We start from the raw sequence: 14,816 nt of genomic DNA, 5'->3' as shown, positions 1-14,816 counted from the left end.
CGCCTCGGGATCGGGGAGGACCTGTCAGCCGACCTCGGGAGCAGGCTCCTTGGCCTCGGCCTTGGGCTGCGCGGGTATGGCGGCTCCCTTGGTGGTGCTCACGGGAGCGTCGGAGGAGTCGGCGTCGCCGGCCGCGCCTTGCGGAGCCTTGGATCCGCCCTCGGGAGCACTGGATCCGCCCTCGCCGGATTCGCCCTCGCTGGGTTCGTCCTCTTCCTCCACGAACTGGATCTCCCCGTCCAGCATCTTCTTCGCCCGGTCCGTGTCCAGCGCGCCCTCCCACTTCGACACCGCGAAGACGGCGACGCAGTTGCCGAGCAGGTTGGTCACGACGCGCATCGAGTCCATGATGCGGTCGACACCGAGCAGGAGGGCGACCGCGCCGGCGGGGATGGCGCCGAGCGAGGAGGCGGTCGCCGACAGGGCGAGGAAGGCCGAACCGGGGATGCCGGCCATGCCCTTGCTGGTCAGCATCAGGACCAGGATGACGGTGATCTGCTGGCTGAGGCTGAGGTCCACACCCACGGCCTGTGCGATGAACAGGGTGCCGATGGAGAGGTAGATGGACGCGCCGTCGAGGTTGAAGGAGTACCCGGTGGGCAGCACCAGACCCACGGCGTCGTCACGGGCGCCCGCCTGACGGAGCTTCTGCATCATGCGCGGCATGACGCTCTCGCTGGAGGCGGTGCCCAGCGCGAGCAGCATCTCCGCCCGGGTGTAACGGACGAACTTCCACAGGCTCAGCCCGGTCATCAGCTTCAGCGCGACGCTCAGCAGCACGAGGAACACGGCGGCGACGGCGTAGCAGAGGATGATCAGCTTGGCGTAGGTCTTCATCACGCCGAGGCCGTACTCGCCCACCAGGTGGACCATCGCGCCGAACACGGCGAGCGGGGCCAGCTTCATGACGAAGCCGACGATCGCGAAGATGACCTCCTGGGCCTGCTCGATGGCGGGCAGGATCTTGGGCACCTTGGTGTGGCCGAGGTGCAGCAGCGCGGCGCCGGTGAGGCAGGCGAGCACGAGCACCTGGAGCAGCGCGTTCTCGGCGAACGCGCCGATCGCGCTCTGCGGCAGCGCGTTCAGGATGAACTCGCCGGTCGTCGGCAGCTCACCGCCGGCGGTCTTCGCGTCGACCGCCGAGGTGTCGAGCTTCGACGGGTCGACGTTCATGCCCGAGCCGGGGCCGAAGACGTTCGCGGCGATCAGACCGATGAGCAGCGCGGCCGTGGAGGCGACCTCGAACCAGATCAGCGCCTTGAGGCCGATCCGCCCGAAGGCCTTCAGGTTGCCGGCCTTGGCGATGCCGACGACGACCACGCAGAACACCAGGGGCGAGATGACCGTCTTGATGAGACGGATGAAGCCGTCGCCGAGCGGCTGGAAGGTCGTGGCCGTGTCCGGCCACAACCTTCCGACGACGATTCCGAGCACAAGCGCGACACCTACTTGTGCGAACAATGAGGTACGCAGCATGCGTGCGACGCGTCGCGGCAGGGACGGTACGGACTGCGGCACGGGCACTCCTCCGAAGGGACTTTCTGTCATGCGGAAAAGCGCTTCCGCGCCGATCACTATCGGGGAGTTGCCGCTCGTGGGGAAGACCGCCGTGTTTCGTTGAGGTAAATCATCGAACAGACGCCACATCGCACGCATACGGCATCAACAGCCCATTCGATCCTCCGTCAGCACTCCCTGTACGGAGACCAGCGAACGGTCGTAACAGCCGCCCGATCCGTACGCTCGGTAACGCTCACTCGTCGTCCCGACCGCATGCCGCTGGTCGCGCGGTACGAACGCCGTGTACGTGGCGTCACCCGTGTAGGTGTCGTCGAGCCGGGACCACGCCGTGCGCCGTCCGCCGCGCGTCTCCGTGACCGTCGCCCGGTCGCCGAGCGTGAGCACGGTCCGCAGCCGGTCGCCCGCGCCGAGCGTGGTCGTTCCGTCCATCGTGTACGACCGCTGGGTGCGCGTCGTCCGGGCCGGTCCACGTCCGTCGACGGTGACCGTCTCGTCGTCGCTCCACCGCGCGTCGAGAGCGTCGGGGTTCTCGCCGTCCGACCAGGTGTGCGTGGAGGTGTTGCCCAGGTTCCGGCGGACGGTGGTCGTCACCCGGCCGTGCGAGGTGTCCAGGTAGCCGGCGACGGTCAGCCGATGGCCGCCCTCGGTGTCGAGCCGGTGCTCCGTGCCGGGCGTGTACGTGGACGAGTTGACGAAGTCGCCCGCCCGGACCTTCGTCAGGGCGCCGGTGACGTGCTCGCTCTTCGCGTCCTGCCAGACCAGGACGTTGACCGGGGCGCTCCAGCCGGTCTGCCCCTCGGGCACACCGACCACGGAGACCTCGATCCGGTGCGGGCGGCCGTCGTTGAGGATGCCCGCGAAGGGCGTGAGGTCGTAGCGGAGGGGCTGGATGTCGAAGGCTCGGGGCCCGGGCACGACGTACCAGAGGAAGGGGTTGGACCAGCCGCCGGTCCACACGTTCGGGAACGGCGCGGCGATTCCGGCCAGTTGGCCGTCCACCTCGATCCGCACCTCGCGGTACGGCCCGTGATCCGCCTTGCAGGAGTACGGCGCCTCCTCGGGCACCGTCAGATACCAGTACTCCTCGCAGCCGCCGCCGGACCCGGTGGCGTACACCTCGGCGATGACGCGTTCGCTGTTGCGCGGGGTGGTGAGGGTGTTGCCGTCCTGGAGGGTGAGGACGCGGTCGGGGGTGGTCTTCGTGGTCTGCGCGTCGGGCCTGCCCGCGTAGAAGGTCAGCGTGACCTTGACGTCGAGGATGCCGGTGTACGTGTCGTCGACGACGTTGCCGATGAGCATCTCGACGGGCTGCGCGGTGCGCAGGGTGTCGCTGTAGCGCGTGACGTCCTTCTCCACGGACCATTCGATGCCGTCGGGCGAGGGCTGCGGGGTGGACGTCCGGAAGACCTCCACACCGCCGATGTGCAGATGGCCGAGGCGGTCGAACTGACGGCCCTTCACCTTGCCGTCGAGACGCAGTACGACCTTGCTCCACGTCTTGCCGCAGTCGTCCGGGGGCACGTAACTGCCCTCGTACGGCGTGAAGTCCTTGAACTGTGCTTCGGCGACCGTCACTTCGCACGACTTGGTGTGCTCGGGTCTGGTGACGGGCGGGGCGGCCGTGACCGGGTCGTGCCAGTCGCTGCCGAACTCGGCGGGAATGTCGGCGGATTGGGCGGGGGTGACTCCGAGGAGGGTGCTCGCCAGGAGGGTCGCTCCGGCGAGCATGGACATGATGATCCGGCTTCTCATGGCCGGAGTTCTACGGGGAGTCGGCGCCCGCCGCAATGAGGTCTCCGGCCACAACAGTGCTCAGGAGTGCCTGGTGTCTCAGGCCTTCAACTCCGCCTTGTCCCCCATGACGATCACCGGGTGCAGAGCCGGGTCGAGATTGCGCAGCAGGTACTCCATGCCCGACTTGGACAGGCTGACGCAGGCCGACGTGCCGCTGCCGTGGTCCATGTGCAGCCAGATGCTGCCGCCCTTGGACTGTCCCTCGGGCCGCGTCGGGTCGATCGGCGACGTGCCCTTGACGCGGTTGTAGTCGATGGCGATGACGTAATCGAAGTCGTGCCAGTGCGACTTGGCCCAGTAGTGCGGCGCTTGGAACGACGCAGACCGGCTGTACGGAAGCTTGGCACCCGGGTCGGCGAGGACACCTCCCGCGTCGCTGAGCGTGAACACACCGACGGGGCTGCGCCTGTCGCCCTCCCGGTGGTCGGTGGTCCAGCCCTTCTTGCCGTTGTGGCCCTCCCAACTGCGGGTCTTCTTCCAGGTGGCACCGCTCTTCGTGTACAGGACGACCGTGGCGTCGGCGTCGTTCCTGCCCTCGCCGTAGACCGCCACGACCTGGCGGGATTCGGCGGGGATCCGCTTCTGGAGACGGTCGCCGACGTCCGGGATACGGGTCAGGTCGACGGTCTGTGCATCGGCGCGGTCGGCCTTGCCCCCGGACTTCGTGGCGTTCGCGTCGGCCTTGGCACCGTTGTTCGCGTCGCCCGAACCGCCGCACGCCGCCAGGGACATCACCAGGGCACCGCAGACCACCGCCACGAGCCGGACACGGGCCGTACCCTTCACGGCTCCCGCCCCGCCCGCGCTGTCGGCATCGCTCGTCCCGCCGGTTCGTCCGTGCCTCGTACCGCCTATTCGCATGCGCTCCATCGTCGCATCACGCGCCGGACGGATGCGCCCGCCGTCCCGCCCGCCGGGCCTCACGCGGGTGGTCCAGGCCGAAACTTTGCCCGGCGACGGAAAACCGTTTGCTTCCGACCACGCTGCGACGCGAACCTTTCACGGCCGGTCACAGGGCCCCGTCGCCCCTTTGCTCCCGACTTCTCCCCACTTCTCCCCCACTCTGACACAAGCCACTGGGACGTCATGCAGATTCAAGACCTTCCGTACCAAGACCCGGGTGTGCCGGACGCTCGCTCGGGTCCAAAATTCCTGTGGTGGCTCGGCCGGAATCAGCTCGGCGGGCAGTTCAAGGCGCTGGCGTGGGGGCTGTTGCACTTCACCTCCGTGGCTGGGCTGCCGTTCTGCGTCGGCTTCGCCATCCAGGCCGTGGTCGACCGCTCGGGCGCCCGGCTGGCCCTCGCGGGCGGGCTGCTGGTGCTGTGCGGGTTCACCCTCTCGCTGGGCGACACCTTCCTCCACCGGTCGGCGGTCACCAACTGGATCACCGCGGCCGCACGCGTCCAGCAGTTGCTGGCCCGCAAGACGGCCCAGCTCGGCTCCGCGCTGACGAGACGGGTGGCGGCCGGTGAAGTCGTCGCGGTCTCCACGGGTGACGTCGAGAAGATCGGCTGGTTCGTCGAAGCCGTCTCCCGGTTCACCGCGGCTGCCCTGACGGTGGTGCTGGTCTGTGTCGGCCTGGTCGTCTACCAGCCCGCGCTCGGCATCGTCGTCGCCGTGGGCGTCCCGGTCCTCGCCCTCGCCGTCCTGCCGCTGCTGCCCCGCGCGACCCGCCGCGCCGACTTCCAGCGCGAGAAGGCGGGCCGCGCCACCGAGTTGGCCTCGGACACCGTCGCGGGCCTGCGCGTGCTGCGCGGCATCGGCGGCGAGGACCTCTTCCTGGACCGCTACCGCCGGGCCTCTCAGGAGGTCCGCCATGCCGCCGTCCGCAGCGCCCGTATGTGGGCCCTGATCTCCGGCATCCAGGTGCTGCTGCCCGGACTGCTGATGATCGCGGTCGTCTGGCACGGCGTGGGTCTCGCCCGCGAGGGCCGGATCACGGTCGGCGAACTGGTCACCGTGTACAGCGCCGTGATGCTCCTTACATACCCTTTGCGTCACTTCGAAGAGATCGCCATGGCCTACTCCTTCTCCCGTCCGTCCGCCAAGCGGGCCGCCCGGGTGCTGTCGTTGGAGCGGGCCACGGACACCGCGGGGTCCCGCGAGGCCGCCGTGCCCACCGGGGACCTGTACGACCCGGCGACCGGGCTGCTCGCGCCCGCCGGGTGTCTCACCGCGGTGGTGTGCGGCGACCCGGACGCGGCCGGCCGGCTGGCGGAACGGCTGGGCGGCCATGCCCCCGAGGAGGGCACCTCCGTCCTCCTCGGCGGCGTACCGCTCGACGAACTGCCGCTCGACTCCGCCCGCACGGCCGTCCTCGTCCAGGACAAGGACCCTGTGCTGCTCTCCGGCACGCTGCGCGAACTCCTCGACGTGCCCGCCTCCGGCGAGGTCACCGCCGAGGAGGCACTGGCCGCCGCGCAGTGCGGTGATGTGCTGGAGGCGCTGGTCCAGGGGTCGCTGGAGGCCGAGAACCCGATGGACGCGCGGATCACCGAGCGCGGCCGGTCCCTCTCCGGCGGCCAGCGCCAGCGGCTCGCGCTGGCCCGGTCCCTGATCACGGACCCGGGCGTGCTGGTCCTGGACGAGCCGACGTCCGCCGTCGACTCGCACACCGAGGCCCGGGTCGCCGACGGCATCCGGTCGCTGCGGTCGGGCAGCACGACGGTCGTCTTCACCTCCTCGCCCCTCCTGCTGGATCTCGCCGAACGCGTCGTCCTGGTGCACGAGGGCGAGGTCGCGGCGGTCGGCGTGCACCGCGACCTGATCCACAAAGAACCCCGGTACCGGGCCGTCGTCACACGCGAGACCGACGAGGAGGCCGCCTTGGCCGTCGGGGCGGAGGCGAAAGCCGCCGCGGCCGGCCCACCCGACGGGAAGAACGCCTCGGCTGACGGGTCCGCCGGGAAGACCGCGTTGGCCGGCGGGTCCGGCGGGAAGGCGGCCCCGGCCGACGGGACCGACAAGAAGGCCGCCTTCACCGGCGGGCCGCAAGAACGCAAGACCGCCCTCAGCGATGTGCTGGGCGAGCTGGAAGAGATCGAGGAGACCGCATGATCGGCGTGGCGCCACCGGCCTACGACCCGGCCGCCCCGACGACGGCGAACACGCTGCCCGTCGGCGCCCCCGCGACCGTACGCGCCTACGTGGCCGAACTGTTCCGCCGGCACCGCCGGGCCTTCGTCCTGCTCATCACCGTCAACACGGTCGCCGTCGTGGCGTCGATGGCGGGCCCCTACCTGCTGGGCGGCCTCGTCGAGCGCGTCTCGGACGAGGCCCGCGAACTCCATCTGGAACTCACGGCGGCCGTGTTCGTCGTGGCCCTCGTCATCCAGGCCGTGTTCGTACGCGAGGTGCGGCTGCGCGGCGCCATGCTCGGCGAGCGGATGCTGGCCGACCTCCGCGAGGACTTCCTCGTACGGTCGGTCGGCCTGCCGCCGGGCGTCCTGGAACGCGCCGGAACGGGGGATCTGCTCTCCCGCATCACCACGGACATCGACCGGCTCGCCAACGCCATGCGCGAGGCCGTGCCCCAGCTGGCGATCGGTGTCGTGTGGGTCGCGCTGCTCCTCGGCGGACTCGCCGTGACCGCGCCCCCGCTGGCCCTCGCCGTACTGCTGGCCCTGCCGCTGCTGGTGGTCGGCTGCCGCTGGTACTTCAAGCGCGCGCCCTCCGCCTACCGCTCGGAGTCCGCCGGGTACGCCGCCGTGGCCGCCGTCCTCGCGGAGACCGTGGACGCCGGCCGTACCGTCGAGTCCCACCGCCTCGGCACGCGCCGCATCGACCTGTCGAACCAGCGCGTCCGGGAGTGGACCGCGTGGGAGCGGTACACGCTCTGGCTGCGGTCGGTGCTCTTCCCGGTCATCAACCTCACGCACACCATGGTCCTCGGCTCGGTGCTGATCATCGGCGGGGTGTTCGTCCTGCAGGGCTGGCTCGGGCTCGGCCAGCTGACCACGGGCGCACTCATCGCCCAGATGCTCGTCGACCCGATCAACCTGATCCTGCGCTGGTACGACGAGCTGCAGGTCGCCGAGGTGTCGCTGGCCCGCCTGGTCGGTGTGCGGGACATCGAGCCGGACGCCGGCGACCCGGCTGTGGCCCCCGAGGGGCGCCATGTCCACGCCGACCAGGTGCACTTCGGGTACCGCGAGGGCGTCGACGTCCTGCGCAAGGTGTCCCTGGAGGTCGCGCCCGGCACCCGCCTCGCCCTCGTCGGCCCGTCCGGCGCGGGCAAGTCGACCCTGGGCAGGCTTCTCGCCGGGATCTACGCGCCCCGCGACGGCCGCATCACCCTGGGGGGCGCCGAGCTGTCCCGGATGCCCGCCGAGGACGTCCGTTCCCATGTGGCGCTGGTCAACCAGGAGCACCACGTGTTCGTCGGCTCCCTGCGCGACAACCTGCTCCTCGCCCGTACGGGCGCCCAGGACGCCGAGCTGTGGGCGGCGCTGGGCGCGGTCGACGCCGACGCCTGGGCGCGGGCACTGGACGAGGGTCTGGACACCGAGGTCGGCTCCGGCGGATTCACGCTCACCCCGGCGCAGGCCCAGCAGATCGCGCTGGCCCGGCTGGTCCTCGCCGACCCGCACACGCTGGTCCTGGACGAGGCGACCTCGCTCCTCGACCCGCGCGCGGCCCGCCATCTGGAACGCTCCCTCGCCCGGGTCCTCGACGGCCGCACCGTCGTCGCCATCGCCCACCGGCTGCACACCGCCCACGACGCGGACGTCATCGCCGTCGTCGAGAACGGCCGCATCAGCGAACTGGGCAGCCACGACCAACTCGTCGAGGCGGACGGCGCCTACGCCGCGCTGTGGAGGTCGTGGCACGGCTGACGGACACGGGACCAGCACCGATCCGGACGCCGCCGGCCGGTAGGGGGCAGCCACCGTCACGGGCACGGCTGCTCGGCACGGGGCCGCCGCCGTCGCGTGCCTCATGTGCGCGGCTGCTCGGCACAGGGCTACCGCCGCCACGTGCCTCACGTGCACGGCTGCTCGACACAGGGCTACCGCCGTCGCGTGCCTCACGTGCACGGCTGCTCGGCACAGGGCTACCGCCGCCACGTGCCTCACGTGCACGGCTGCTCGACACAGGGCAACCGCCGCCACATGCCAGGCGGACCAGTGCGAAGTCGGCACCGCCCCGTGCACGGCTGGCCGGCGCCGAGCCGCCGGGGGTGCGGGTGCGAGTGCGGGTGCGGCGGCCCTCGCCGGAGCGGCCCCGGCCTGGGCCCGGGGCACGGGCGCTCGTGGGGCCGCCTCGGCGGCGGCCTGCCGCCGAGGCGGGTTCGGCGCCGGCCCGAACGCCCGGTGTCGGCCGGGTCCCGCGGTTGCCTGTCCCCTGCCGTTGCGCGGTGCCGAACGCGAGTGGAAGGCTGGTGGTGGGCACTGATTCGGGGGACGCCCGTGAGCCGCCCGGTTCGCGGGGTTCGGCGCGGCGCCCAGCGGTCCGCGCGCCCACCGTCGCCGAGCGGTGGCAGCGGGCCCGTCCCACCACTGGAGGTACCCGTGGACAGAGCCGGCGGATGGGGAGACGACGTCTACCAGCCAGACGGATCCGAGATCCAGGACGACGCGGGGCTGCTGGACGCCGAGGACACCCTGATCACCGACGGTGTCGCCGACCCCCTCGACCGGGGCTGGTCGCCACCGGAGCGACCCTGGGCGGTGGAGCACGCCGGTGTGACCGCGGCGGAGCGCCTGCACGGCGAGACCCTGGACCAACGGCTCGCCGAGGAGCTCCCGGACATCCCCTACCCCGACGGGGACGGCATCGGCGACTCCCTGGACACCGACGGTGAGCCCCTGGACAACGAGGTGGGGGACTTCCGATCCGGCCGTCTCGTCGCCCCGGACGAGGGGGCGCACGAGGACGAGGAGAGCGGGCTGATCGCCACCGACGTGGGCATCGACGGAGCAGCCGCCTCCGCCGAGGAGGCGGCGATGCACATCGTGGACGAGGACTAGGGCCCTTCGTCCGGCTGACGTGTGAGGATCGCGCCTCAGATGACGTTCAACGCCGCGGCGGCGCCCACTCCCCCGAGCACCATGAACACCGGCATCAGCACCCGCAGCTCCACCCAGCTGCCGGCCCGGAACCGCATCGCCTTCGGCGGACCTATGGGGTACCAGCGCTTGCGTCCGATCGGTATCGGCCACAGGATCGGGCAGCCCGAGACAGTCAGAGAGTCCCCGATGTCGTGCACCAGCGCACCAAGGATGATCGGCAGCCCGAGCCACAGATACTCCTGGCCCGGCTGCGTGAACAGCCAGTCCGCCCCGTTGCCCGGCTTGTCCAGGACACCCGCGAGAATCCAGGCACTGGTCGCGGCCAGCAGCCACACCAGCACATCGCTGCTCGATCCTCGGGCCGCCCGCCACAGCAGCCCCTCGATGGCCAGCACCATGTGCACGAAGAGGATGGCCAGCACGGCCCAGCGGCCACCGGTGATCGCGATGGCGGAGGCGCCGGCGCCGAGCAGTGCTGCCCACAGCCAGGTGTGTGTGAGCGTGCGGTGCCCGCCCGAGCGGCGCGGGTCGCCCTGCTTCTTCGTCGCCTTGTAGACGGCGTAGGACAGCTTGTCGACGATCTCGCAGACCCAGCGCGACAGCGGACCGAAGGACCGCGAGATCGTGGCGGCCTTGTGGTCCAGGTCGGGAGCGAGCGCGGCACCCGCGCAGATCAGCGCACCGACCAGGAGAACCGGCCAGGGCATCGTGTGCCCGGCGGCGGCCGCTGCCGCCCCTACTCCCAGCCAGGCCGCGGCTCCCGACAGTGAGTGTGCTGGTCCCATCATGGCGCTGCCCCGTTCCATTCCGTTCGTGCCGCTGTCCAGTCGCCTTGTGCCGCTGTCCAGTTGTCCATGTGCGCTGACGTTTCGTCGGCGCCACAGCGTAGCGTTCGCGATCTTCGGTCCGGCATCCGATTCCCCCATCGGGTGCCCGGGCAGGCAAGATGGGGGTGTGACCCTCATCGATCAGCTGCCGCGGACCGCCGACCCCGACGCCCTCTACGAAGCCTTCGAGTCGTGGGCGCAGGAACGCGGTCTCACCCTCTACCCGCACCAGGAGGAGGCGCTCATCGAGGTGGTCTCCGGCGCGAACGTGATCGTGTCGACGCCCACCGGCTCCGGCAAGAGCATGATCGCGGCGGGCGCGCACTTCGCGGCCCTCGCCCGGGACGAGGTCACCTTCTACACGGCCCCCATCAAGGCGCTGGTCTCGGAGAAGTTCTTCGAGCTGTGCAAGATCTTCGGCACCGAGAACGTCGGCATGCTCACCGGCGACGCGTCCGTGAACGCCGACGCCCCCGTCATCTGCTGCACCGCCGAGGTGCTGGCGTCCATCGCGCTGCGCGACGGTAAGCACGCCGACGTCGGCCAGGTCGTGATGGACGAGTTCCACTTCTACGCGGAGGCCGACCGCGGCTGGGCCTGGCAGATCCCGATCCTGGAGCTGCCGCAGGCTCAGTTCATCCTGATGTCGGCGACGCTCGGCGACGTCGCGATGTTCGAGAAGGACCTCACGCGGCGCACCGGCCGCCCCACGTCGGTGGTCCGCTCGGCGACCCGTCCGGTACCGCTCTCCTACGAGTACGTGTTGACCCCGCTGACGGAGACGCTCACGGAGCTGCTCGCCACCAAGCAGGCTCCCGTCTACATCGTGCACTTCACTCAGGCGCAGGCCGTGGAGCGGGCGCAGGCGCTGATGAGCATCAACATGTGCACGCGGGAGGAGAAGGACCAGATCGCCGAGCTGATCGGCAACTTCCGCTTCACCACCAAGTTCGGCCGCAACCTCTCCCGTTACGTGCGGCACGGCATCGGTGTGCACCACGCCGGCATGCTGCCCAAGTACCGACGGCTGGTGGAGAAGCTGGCCCAGGCCGGTCTCCTGAAAGTCATCTGCGGCACGGACACGCTCGGCGTCGGTGTCAACGTCCCCATTCGCACAGTGCTGTTCACCGCTCTCACGAAGTACGACGGCAACCGGGTGCGGACGCTGCGGGCCCGTGAGTTCCACCAGATCGCGGGCCGCGCCGGGCGGGCCGGCTTCGACACGGCGGGCTTCGTGGTGGCGCAGGCGCCCGAGCACGTCATCGAGAACGAGAAGGCGCTCGCCAAGGCCGGCGACGACCCGAAGAAGCGCCGCAAGGTGGTCCGTAAGAAGGCCCCCGAGGGGTTCGTCGGCTGGACGGACAACACCTTCGAGAAGCTCATCGCCTCCGACCCGGAACCGCTCACCTCCCGCTTCCGGGTCACCCACACGATGCTGCTGTCGGTGATCGCCCGGCCGGGCAACGCCTTCCAGGCGATGCGCCATCTGCTGGAGGACAACCACGAGCCGCGCAAGCAGCAGCTGCGGCACATCCGCCGCGCGATCGCGATCTACCGTTCGCTTCTCGACGGCGGCATCGTCGAGAAGCTCGACCAGCCCGACGCCGAGGGCCGCATCGTCCGTCTCACGGTCGATCTCCAGCAGGACTTCGCGCTCAACCAGCCGCTGTCCACCTTCGCGCTGGCCGCGTTCGAGCTGCTGGACCCGGAGTCGCCGTCGTACGCCCTGGACATGGTGTCCGTCGTGGAGTCGACGCTGGACGATCCTCGGCAGATCCTCGCCGCCCAGCAGAACAAGGCGCGCGGTGAGGCCGTGGCCGCGATGAAGGCGGACGGCGTCGAGTACGAGGAGCGCATGGAGCGGCTCCAGGACGTCAGCTACCCCAAGCCGCTGGAGGAGCTGCTCTTCCACGCGTACAACACGTACCGCAAGAGTCATCCCTGGGTCGGCGACCATCCGCTGTCGCCGAAGTCGGTGATCCGGGACATGTACGAACGGGCCATGTCCTTCACGGAGTTGGTCTCCCACTACGAGCTGGCGCGCACGGAGGGCATCGTGCTGCGCTACCTCGCGAGCGCCTACAAGACCCTCGACCACAACATCCCGGACGACCTCAAGTCCGAGGACCTGCAGGACCTCATCGAGTGGCTCGGTGAGATGGTCCGCCAGGTCGACTCCAGCCTCCTCGACGAGTGGGAGCAGCTCGCCAACCCGGAGGAGATGACGGCCGAGGAGGCCCAGGAGAAGGCCGACGAGGTCAAGCCGGTCACCTCCAACGCGCGTGCCTTCCGCGTCCTCGTCCGCAACGCCATGTTCCGCCGTGTCGAGCTCGCCGCTCTCGACCAGGTGGACGAGCTGGGCGAGATGGACGCCGAGTCCGGCTGGGACGCCGAGCGGTGGGGTGAGGCGATGGACAAGTACTGGGACGAGTACGAGGAGCTCGGCACCGGTCCCGACGCCCGTGGTCCCCGGCTGCTGATGATCGAGGAGGAGCCGCAGAACGGGCTGTGGCGCGTCCGCCAGACCTTCGCCGACCCGAACGGCGATCATGACTGGGGCATCAGCGCGGAGATCGACCTCGCGGCCTCCGACGCCGAGGGACGCGCCATCGTCAAGGTCACCGACGTCGGTCAGCTGTGAGCACAGGAGAGGCCAGTTCATGACGACCAACCCCGCCGAGCGCCTCGTCGACCTGCTCGACCTGGAGCAGATCGAGGTCAACATCTTCCGTGGGCGCAGCCCGCAGGAGTCCCTGCAGCGGGTCTTCGGCGGCCAGGTCGCCGGCCAGGCGCTGGTCGCGGCCGGGCGCACCACGGAGGGCGACCGGCCGGTGCACTCGCTGCACGCGTACTTCCTGCGCCCGGGCCGTCCGGGGGTGCCGATCGTGTACCAGGTCGAGCGGGTCCGCGACGGGCGGTCGTTCACCACGCGCCGGGTCACCGCCGTGCAGCAGGGCCGCACGATCTTCAATCTGACCGCCTCCTTTCACAAGCCTGAAGAGGGGAGCTTCGAGCACCAGCTGCCGCCGGCCCGTGAGGTGCCGACCCCCGAGTCCCTGCCGACGGTGACGCAGGAGATCACCGAGCATCTGGGCACGCTCCCCGAGCAGTTGGAGCGCATGGCCCGGCGTCAGCCCTTCGACATCCGGTATGTCGACCGGCTGCGCTGGACCCCCGAGGAGGTCGAGAACGCCGAGCCGCGCAGCGCCGTGTGGATGCGGGCCGTGGGCCCCCTCGGCGACGACCCGCTCGTCCACACCTGCGCGCTGACGTACGCCAGCGACATGACCCTTCTGGACGCCGTCCGCATCCCGGTGGAGCCCCTATGGGGACCGCGTGGCTTCGACATGGCGTCGCTGGACCACGCCATGTGGTTCCATCGGCCGTTCCGCGCGGACGAGTGGTTCCTGTACGACCAGGAGTCTCCGATCGCGGTGGGCGGACGCGGGCTGGCGCGCGGCCGCATCTACGACCTGGAGGGGCGTCTGCTCGTGTCGGTCGTCCAGGAGGGGCTGTTCCGGAAGCTCGGCGCCTGACCGACGGAACACTCGGCGGCGGACCTACGAGCTCAGGGGTGTCTGCGCCGGAGCCACCCGAACAGGCCTCGTCGCCTCTCGGCGCCTGTGGTCGTCGTCGGACGCTGTTTCTCGGGACGCCTCACGCCGTCGGGCAGGTGCGGCGCATGCCGTGCGGCCACGACGAGGGGTGCCCCACGCCCGGGGGCAGAGGTCGGCGCCGGCACCTTCCGGCGGGGCCTCGGCGCGAGCCGGTGGGCGCGGGCCACGATGAGGGAGTGCTGGAGATCCGTCCGCAACCACTCGATCTCATCGGGGTCGTCCGCCGTCATGATGCGCGCGGTGATCTGGCCGGCGGGCGAGTCGGGTGGGCCGTGGTCGGCTCGTGCGGGCCGGTGGCGGTTCAAGTGGGCCCGTTCGTAAGGGTCCTGGACGATCTCCGCGACCTGGAGCGGATCGAGGAGGGAGGCCGGAGCTGCGGCGCGCCTCCAGGGGTCGTCGGCCTGCCGCAGCAGGAATCCGAGATGGCGTCCTCGCCAGTTCCGAGGGCGCAGGTCCAGCCCCGAGTCCAGCTGGGCCCGCAGTTCCTCCGGGATCCGGCCCTTCAGCCACCGGGCGTTCGCCTCGTCTGCGGCGAACTGCCGTAGTTCCTCCGCCAGATACAGCCACACCACGGCGCGGTAGCGGTTCAGATGGAACGTGACCGGTGTGACCATCCCCAGGCGCGCGAGACGCATGAACCGAGCGGCCGGCACACCCAGGATCTCGCCGGCCACCTTGGAGCCCACGGTCTCGACCCGCTTCCGCAGCGCTTCCGGAAAGCCCGTCTCGGCGCGGAGCCGGTCGATCTCCGTCCGGGTGATCCGACGGCCTCCGCCTCCGTCGTCGACGACCGTGCGCAGACATCCGAGTTGTACGGCGAGGTCGAGCTCGCCCCGTTTCAGGCCCAGTTCACGTGCGGCACGGCTCAGTGCGAGGGTGCGGCCGCTCCTCCCGGCCGGTGCCGGGACGACGATCGGCGTGGTCGGCGTGTTGGGCTCGGTGGACGTGGCGTGCGTGGCGGATTGCGTGATCGTGTCGCCGGACATGGCGGTTCTCCCCCGTGCGGTGTGGTGCTCGCGCTGGTCTCGCGCTCGCCTCGGGAAAAA

General features: G+C 70.6%; 10 protein-coding genes. 5 read left to right on the top strand and 5 right to left on the bottom strand.

The window, feature by feature from the left end:
• Window positions 1–24: 24 nt before the first annotated feature.
• The 3 genes from JIX56_RS41280 to JIX56_RS41270 form a co-directional block, all read right to left on the bottom strand.
• Complete coding sequence (locus JIX56_RS41280) at window positions 25–1,518, bottom strand: cation:dicarboxylate symporter family transporter (RefSeq protein ID WP_257548784.1); 1,494 nt, start codon at window positions 1,516–1,518, stop codon at window positions 25–27.
• Window positions 1,519–1,662: 144 nt separating this feature from the next.
• The gene (locus JIX56_RS41275; protein WP_257548783.1) at window positions 1,663–3,273 is read right to left on the bottom strand and encodes a peptide-N4-asparagine amidase; all 1,611 of its coding nucleotides are present in this window, start codon (window positions 3,271–3,273) and stop codon (window positions 1,663–1,665) included.
• 78 nt (window positions 3,274–3,351) lie between these two features.
• Window positions 3,352–4,047: a L,D-transpeptidase family protein gene (locus tag JIX56_RS41270; RefSeq protein WP_257551409.1), complete on the bottom strand. Its 696-nt coding sequence runs from the start codon at window positions 4,045–4,047 to the stop codon at window positions 3,352–3,354.
• 354 nt (window positions 4,048–4,401) lie between these two features.
• On the opposite strand from JIX56_RS41270, the gene JIX56_RS41265 reads away from it, so the two are divergent.
• The 3 genes from JIX56_RS41265 (at window position 4,402) to JIX56_RS41255 (ending at window position 9,284) form a co-directional block, all read left to right on the top strand.
• Window positions 4,402–6,372, top strand: coding sequence for an ABC transporter transmembrane domain-containing protein (locus JIX56_RS41265; RefSeq protein WP_257548782.1), 1,971 nt, complete (start codon window positions 4,402–4,404; stop codon window positions 6,370–6,372).
• Window positions 6,369–8,150 carry an ABC transporter ATP-binding protein gene (locus JIX56_RS41260; RefSeq protein ID WP_257548780.1) on the top strand — a complete coding sequence of 594 codons (1,782 nt, stop codon included), beginning with the start codon at window positions 6,369–6,371 and terminating at the stop codon, window positions 8,148–8,150. The genes JIX56_RS41265 and JIX56_RS41260 overlap by 4 nt, the downstream gene beginning before the upstream one ends.
• Window positions 8,151–8,825: 675 nt before the next feature.
• Window positions 8,826–9,284 carry a DUF5709 domain-containing protein gene (locus JIX56_RS41255; protein WP_257548778.1) on the top strand — a complete coding sequence of 153 codons (459 nt, stop codon included), beginning with the start codon at window positions 8,826–8,828 and terminating at the stop codon, window positions 9,282–9,284.
• Between the two features lie 35 nt (window positions 9,285–9,319).
• Here the strand turns inward: JIX56_RS41255 and JIX56_RS41250 are convergent, their stop codons facing one another.
• Window positions 9,320–10,114, bottom strand: a complete 795-nt coding sequence (locus JIX56_RS41250) for a metal-dependent hydrolase (RefSeq protein ID WP_257548776.1) — start codon at window positions 10,112–10,114, stop codon at window positions 9,320–9,322.
• Between the two features lie 166 nt (window positions 10,115–10,280).
• On the opposite strand from JIX56_RS41250, the gene JIX56_RS41245 reads away from it, so the two are divergent.
• Together JIX56_RS41245 and JIX56_RS41240 are read left to right on the top strand one after the other, a co-directional pair.
• Window positions 10,281–12,794, top strand: coding sequence for a DEAD/DEAH box helicase (locus JIX56_RS41245; RefSeq protein ID WP_257548775.1), 2,514 nt, complete (start codon window positions 10,281–10,283; stop codon window positions 12,792–12,794).
• A gap of 19 nt (window positions 12,795–12,813) precedes the next feature.
• Window positions 12,814–13,689, top strand: a complete 876-nt coding sequence (locus tag JIX56_RS41240) for an acyl-CoA thioesterase (protein ID WP_257548773.1) — start codon at window positions 12,814–12,816, stop codon at window positions 13,687–13,689.
• Window positions 13,690–13,721: 32 nt separating this feature from the next.
• Here the strand turns inward: JIX56_RS41240 and JIX56_RS41235 are convergent, their stop codons facing one another.
• Window positions 13,722–14,756: a DUF6397 family protein gene (locus JIX56_RS41235; RefSeq protein ID WP_257548771.1), complete on the bottom strand. Its 1,035-nt coding sequence runs from the start codon at window positions 14,754–14,756 to the stop codon at window positions 13,722–13,724.
• Window positions 14,757–14,816 lie beyond the last annotated feature (60 nt).

The organism is Streptomyces sp. CA-210063 (assembly GCF_024612015.1).
Classification (GTDB): Bacteria; Actinomycetota; Actinomycetes; order Streptomycetales; family Streptomycetaceae; genus Streptomyces.
This window is presented reverse-complemented; position numbering and strand designations above follow the sequence as displayed.

What these genes read in the sequence shown, in the direction of transcription:
- JIX56_RS41275 (WP_257548783.1), bottom strand. Translation starts at nt 3,273, where the DNA reads ATGAGAAGCCGGATCATCATGTCCATGCTCGCCGGAGCGACCCTCCTG.
- JIX56_RS41270 (WP_257551409.1), bottom strand. Translation starts at nt 4,047, where the DNA reads ATGTCCCTGGCGGCGTGCGGCGGTTCGGGCGACGCGAACAACGGTGCC.
- JIX56_RS41265 (WP_257548782.1), top strand. Translation starts at nt 4,402, where the DNA reads ATGCAGATTCAAGACCTTCCGTACCAAGACCCGGGTGTGCCGGACGCT.
- JIX56_RS41260 (WP_257548780.1), top strand. Translation starts at nt 6,369, where the DNA reads ATGATCGGCGTGGCGCCACCGGCCTACGACCCGGCCGCCCCGACGACG.
- JIX56_RS41250 (WP_257548776.1), bottom strand. Translation starts at nt 10,114, where the DNA reads ATGATGGGACCAGCACACTCACTGTCGGGAGCCGCGGCCTGGCTGGGA.
- JIX56_RS41240 (WP_257548773.1), top strand. Translation starts at nt 12,814, where the DNA reads ATGACGACCAACCCCGCCGAGCGCCTCGTCGACCTGCTCGACCTGGAG.
- JIX56_RS41235 (WP_257548771.1), bottom strand. Translation starts at nt 14,756, where the DNA reads ATGTCCGGCGACACGATCACGCAATCCGCCACGCACGCCACGTCCACC.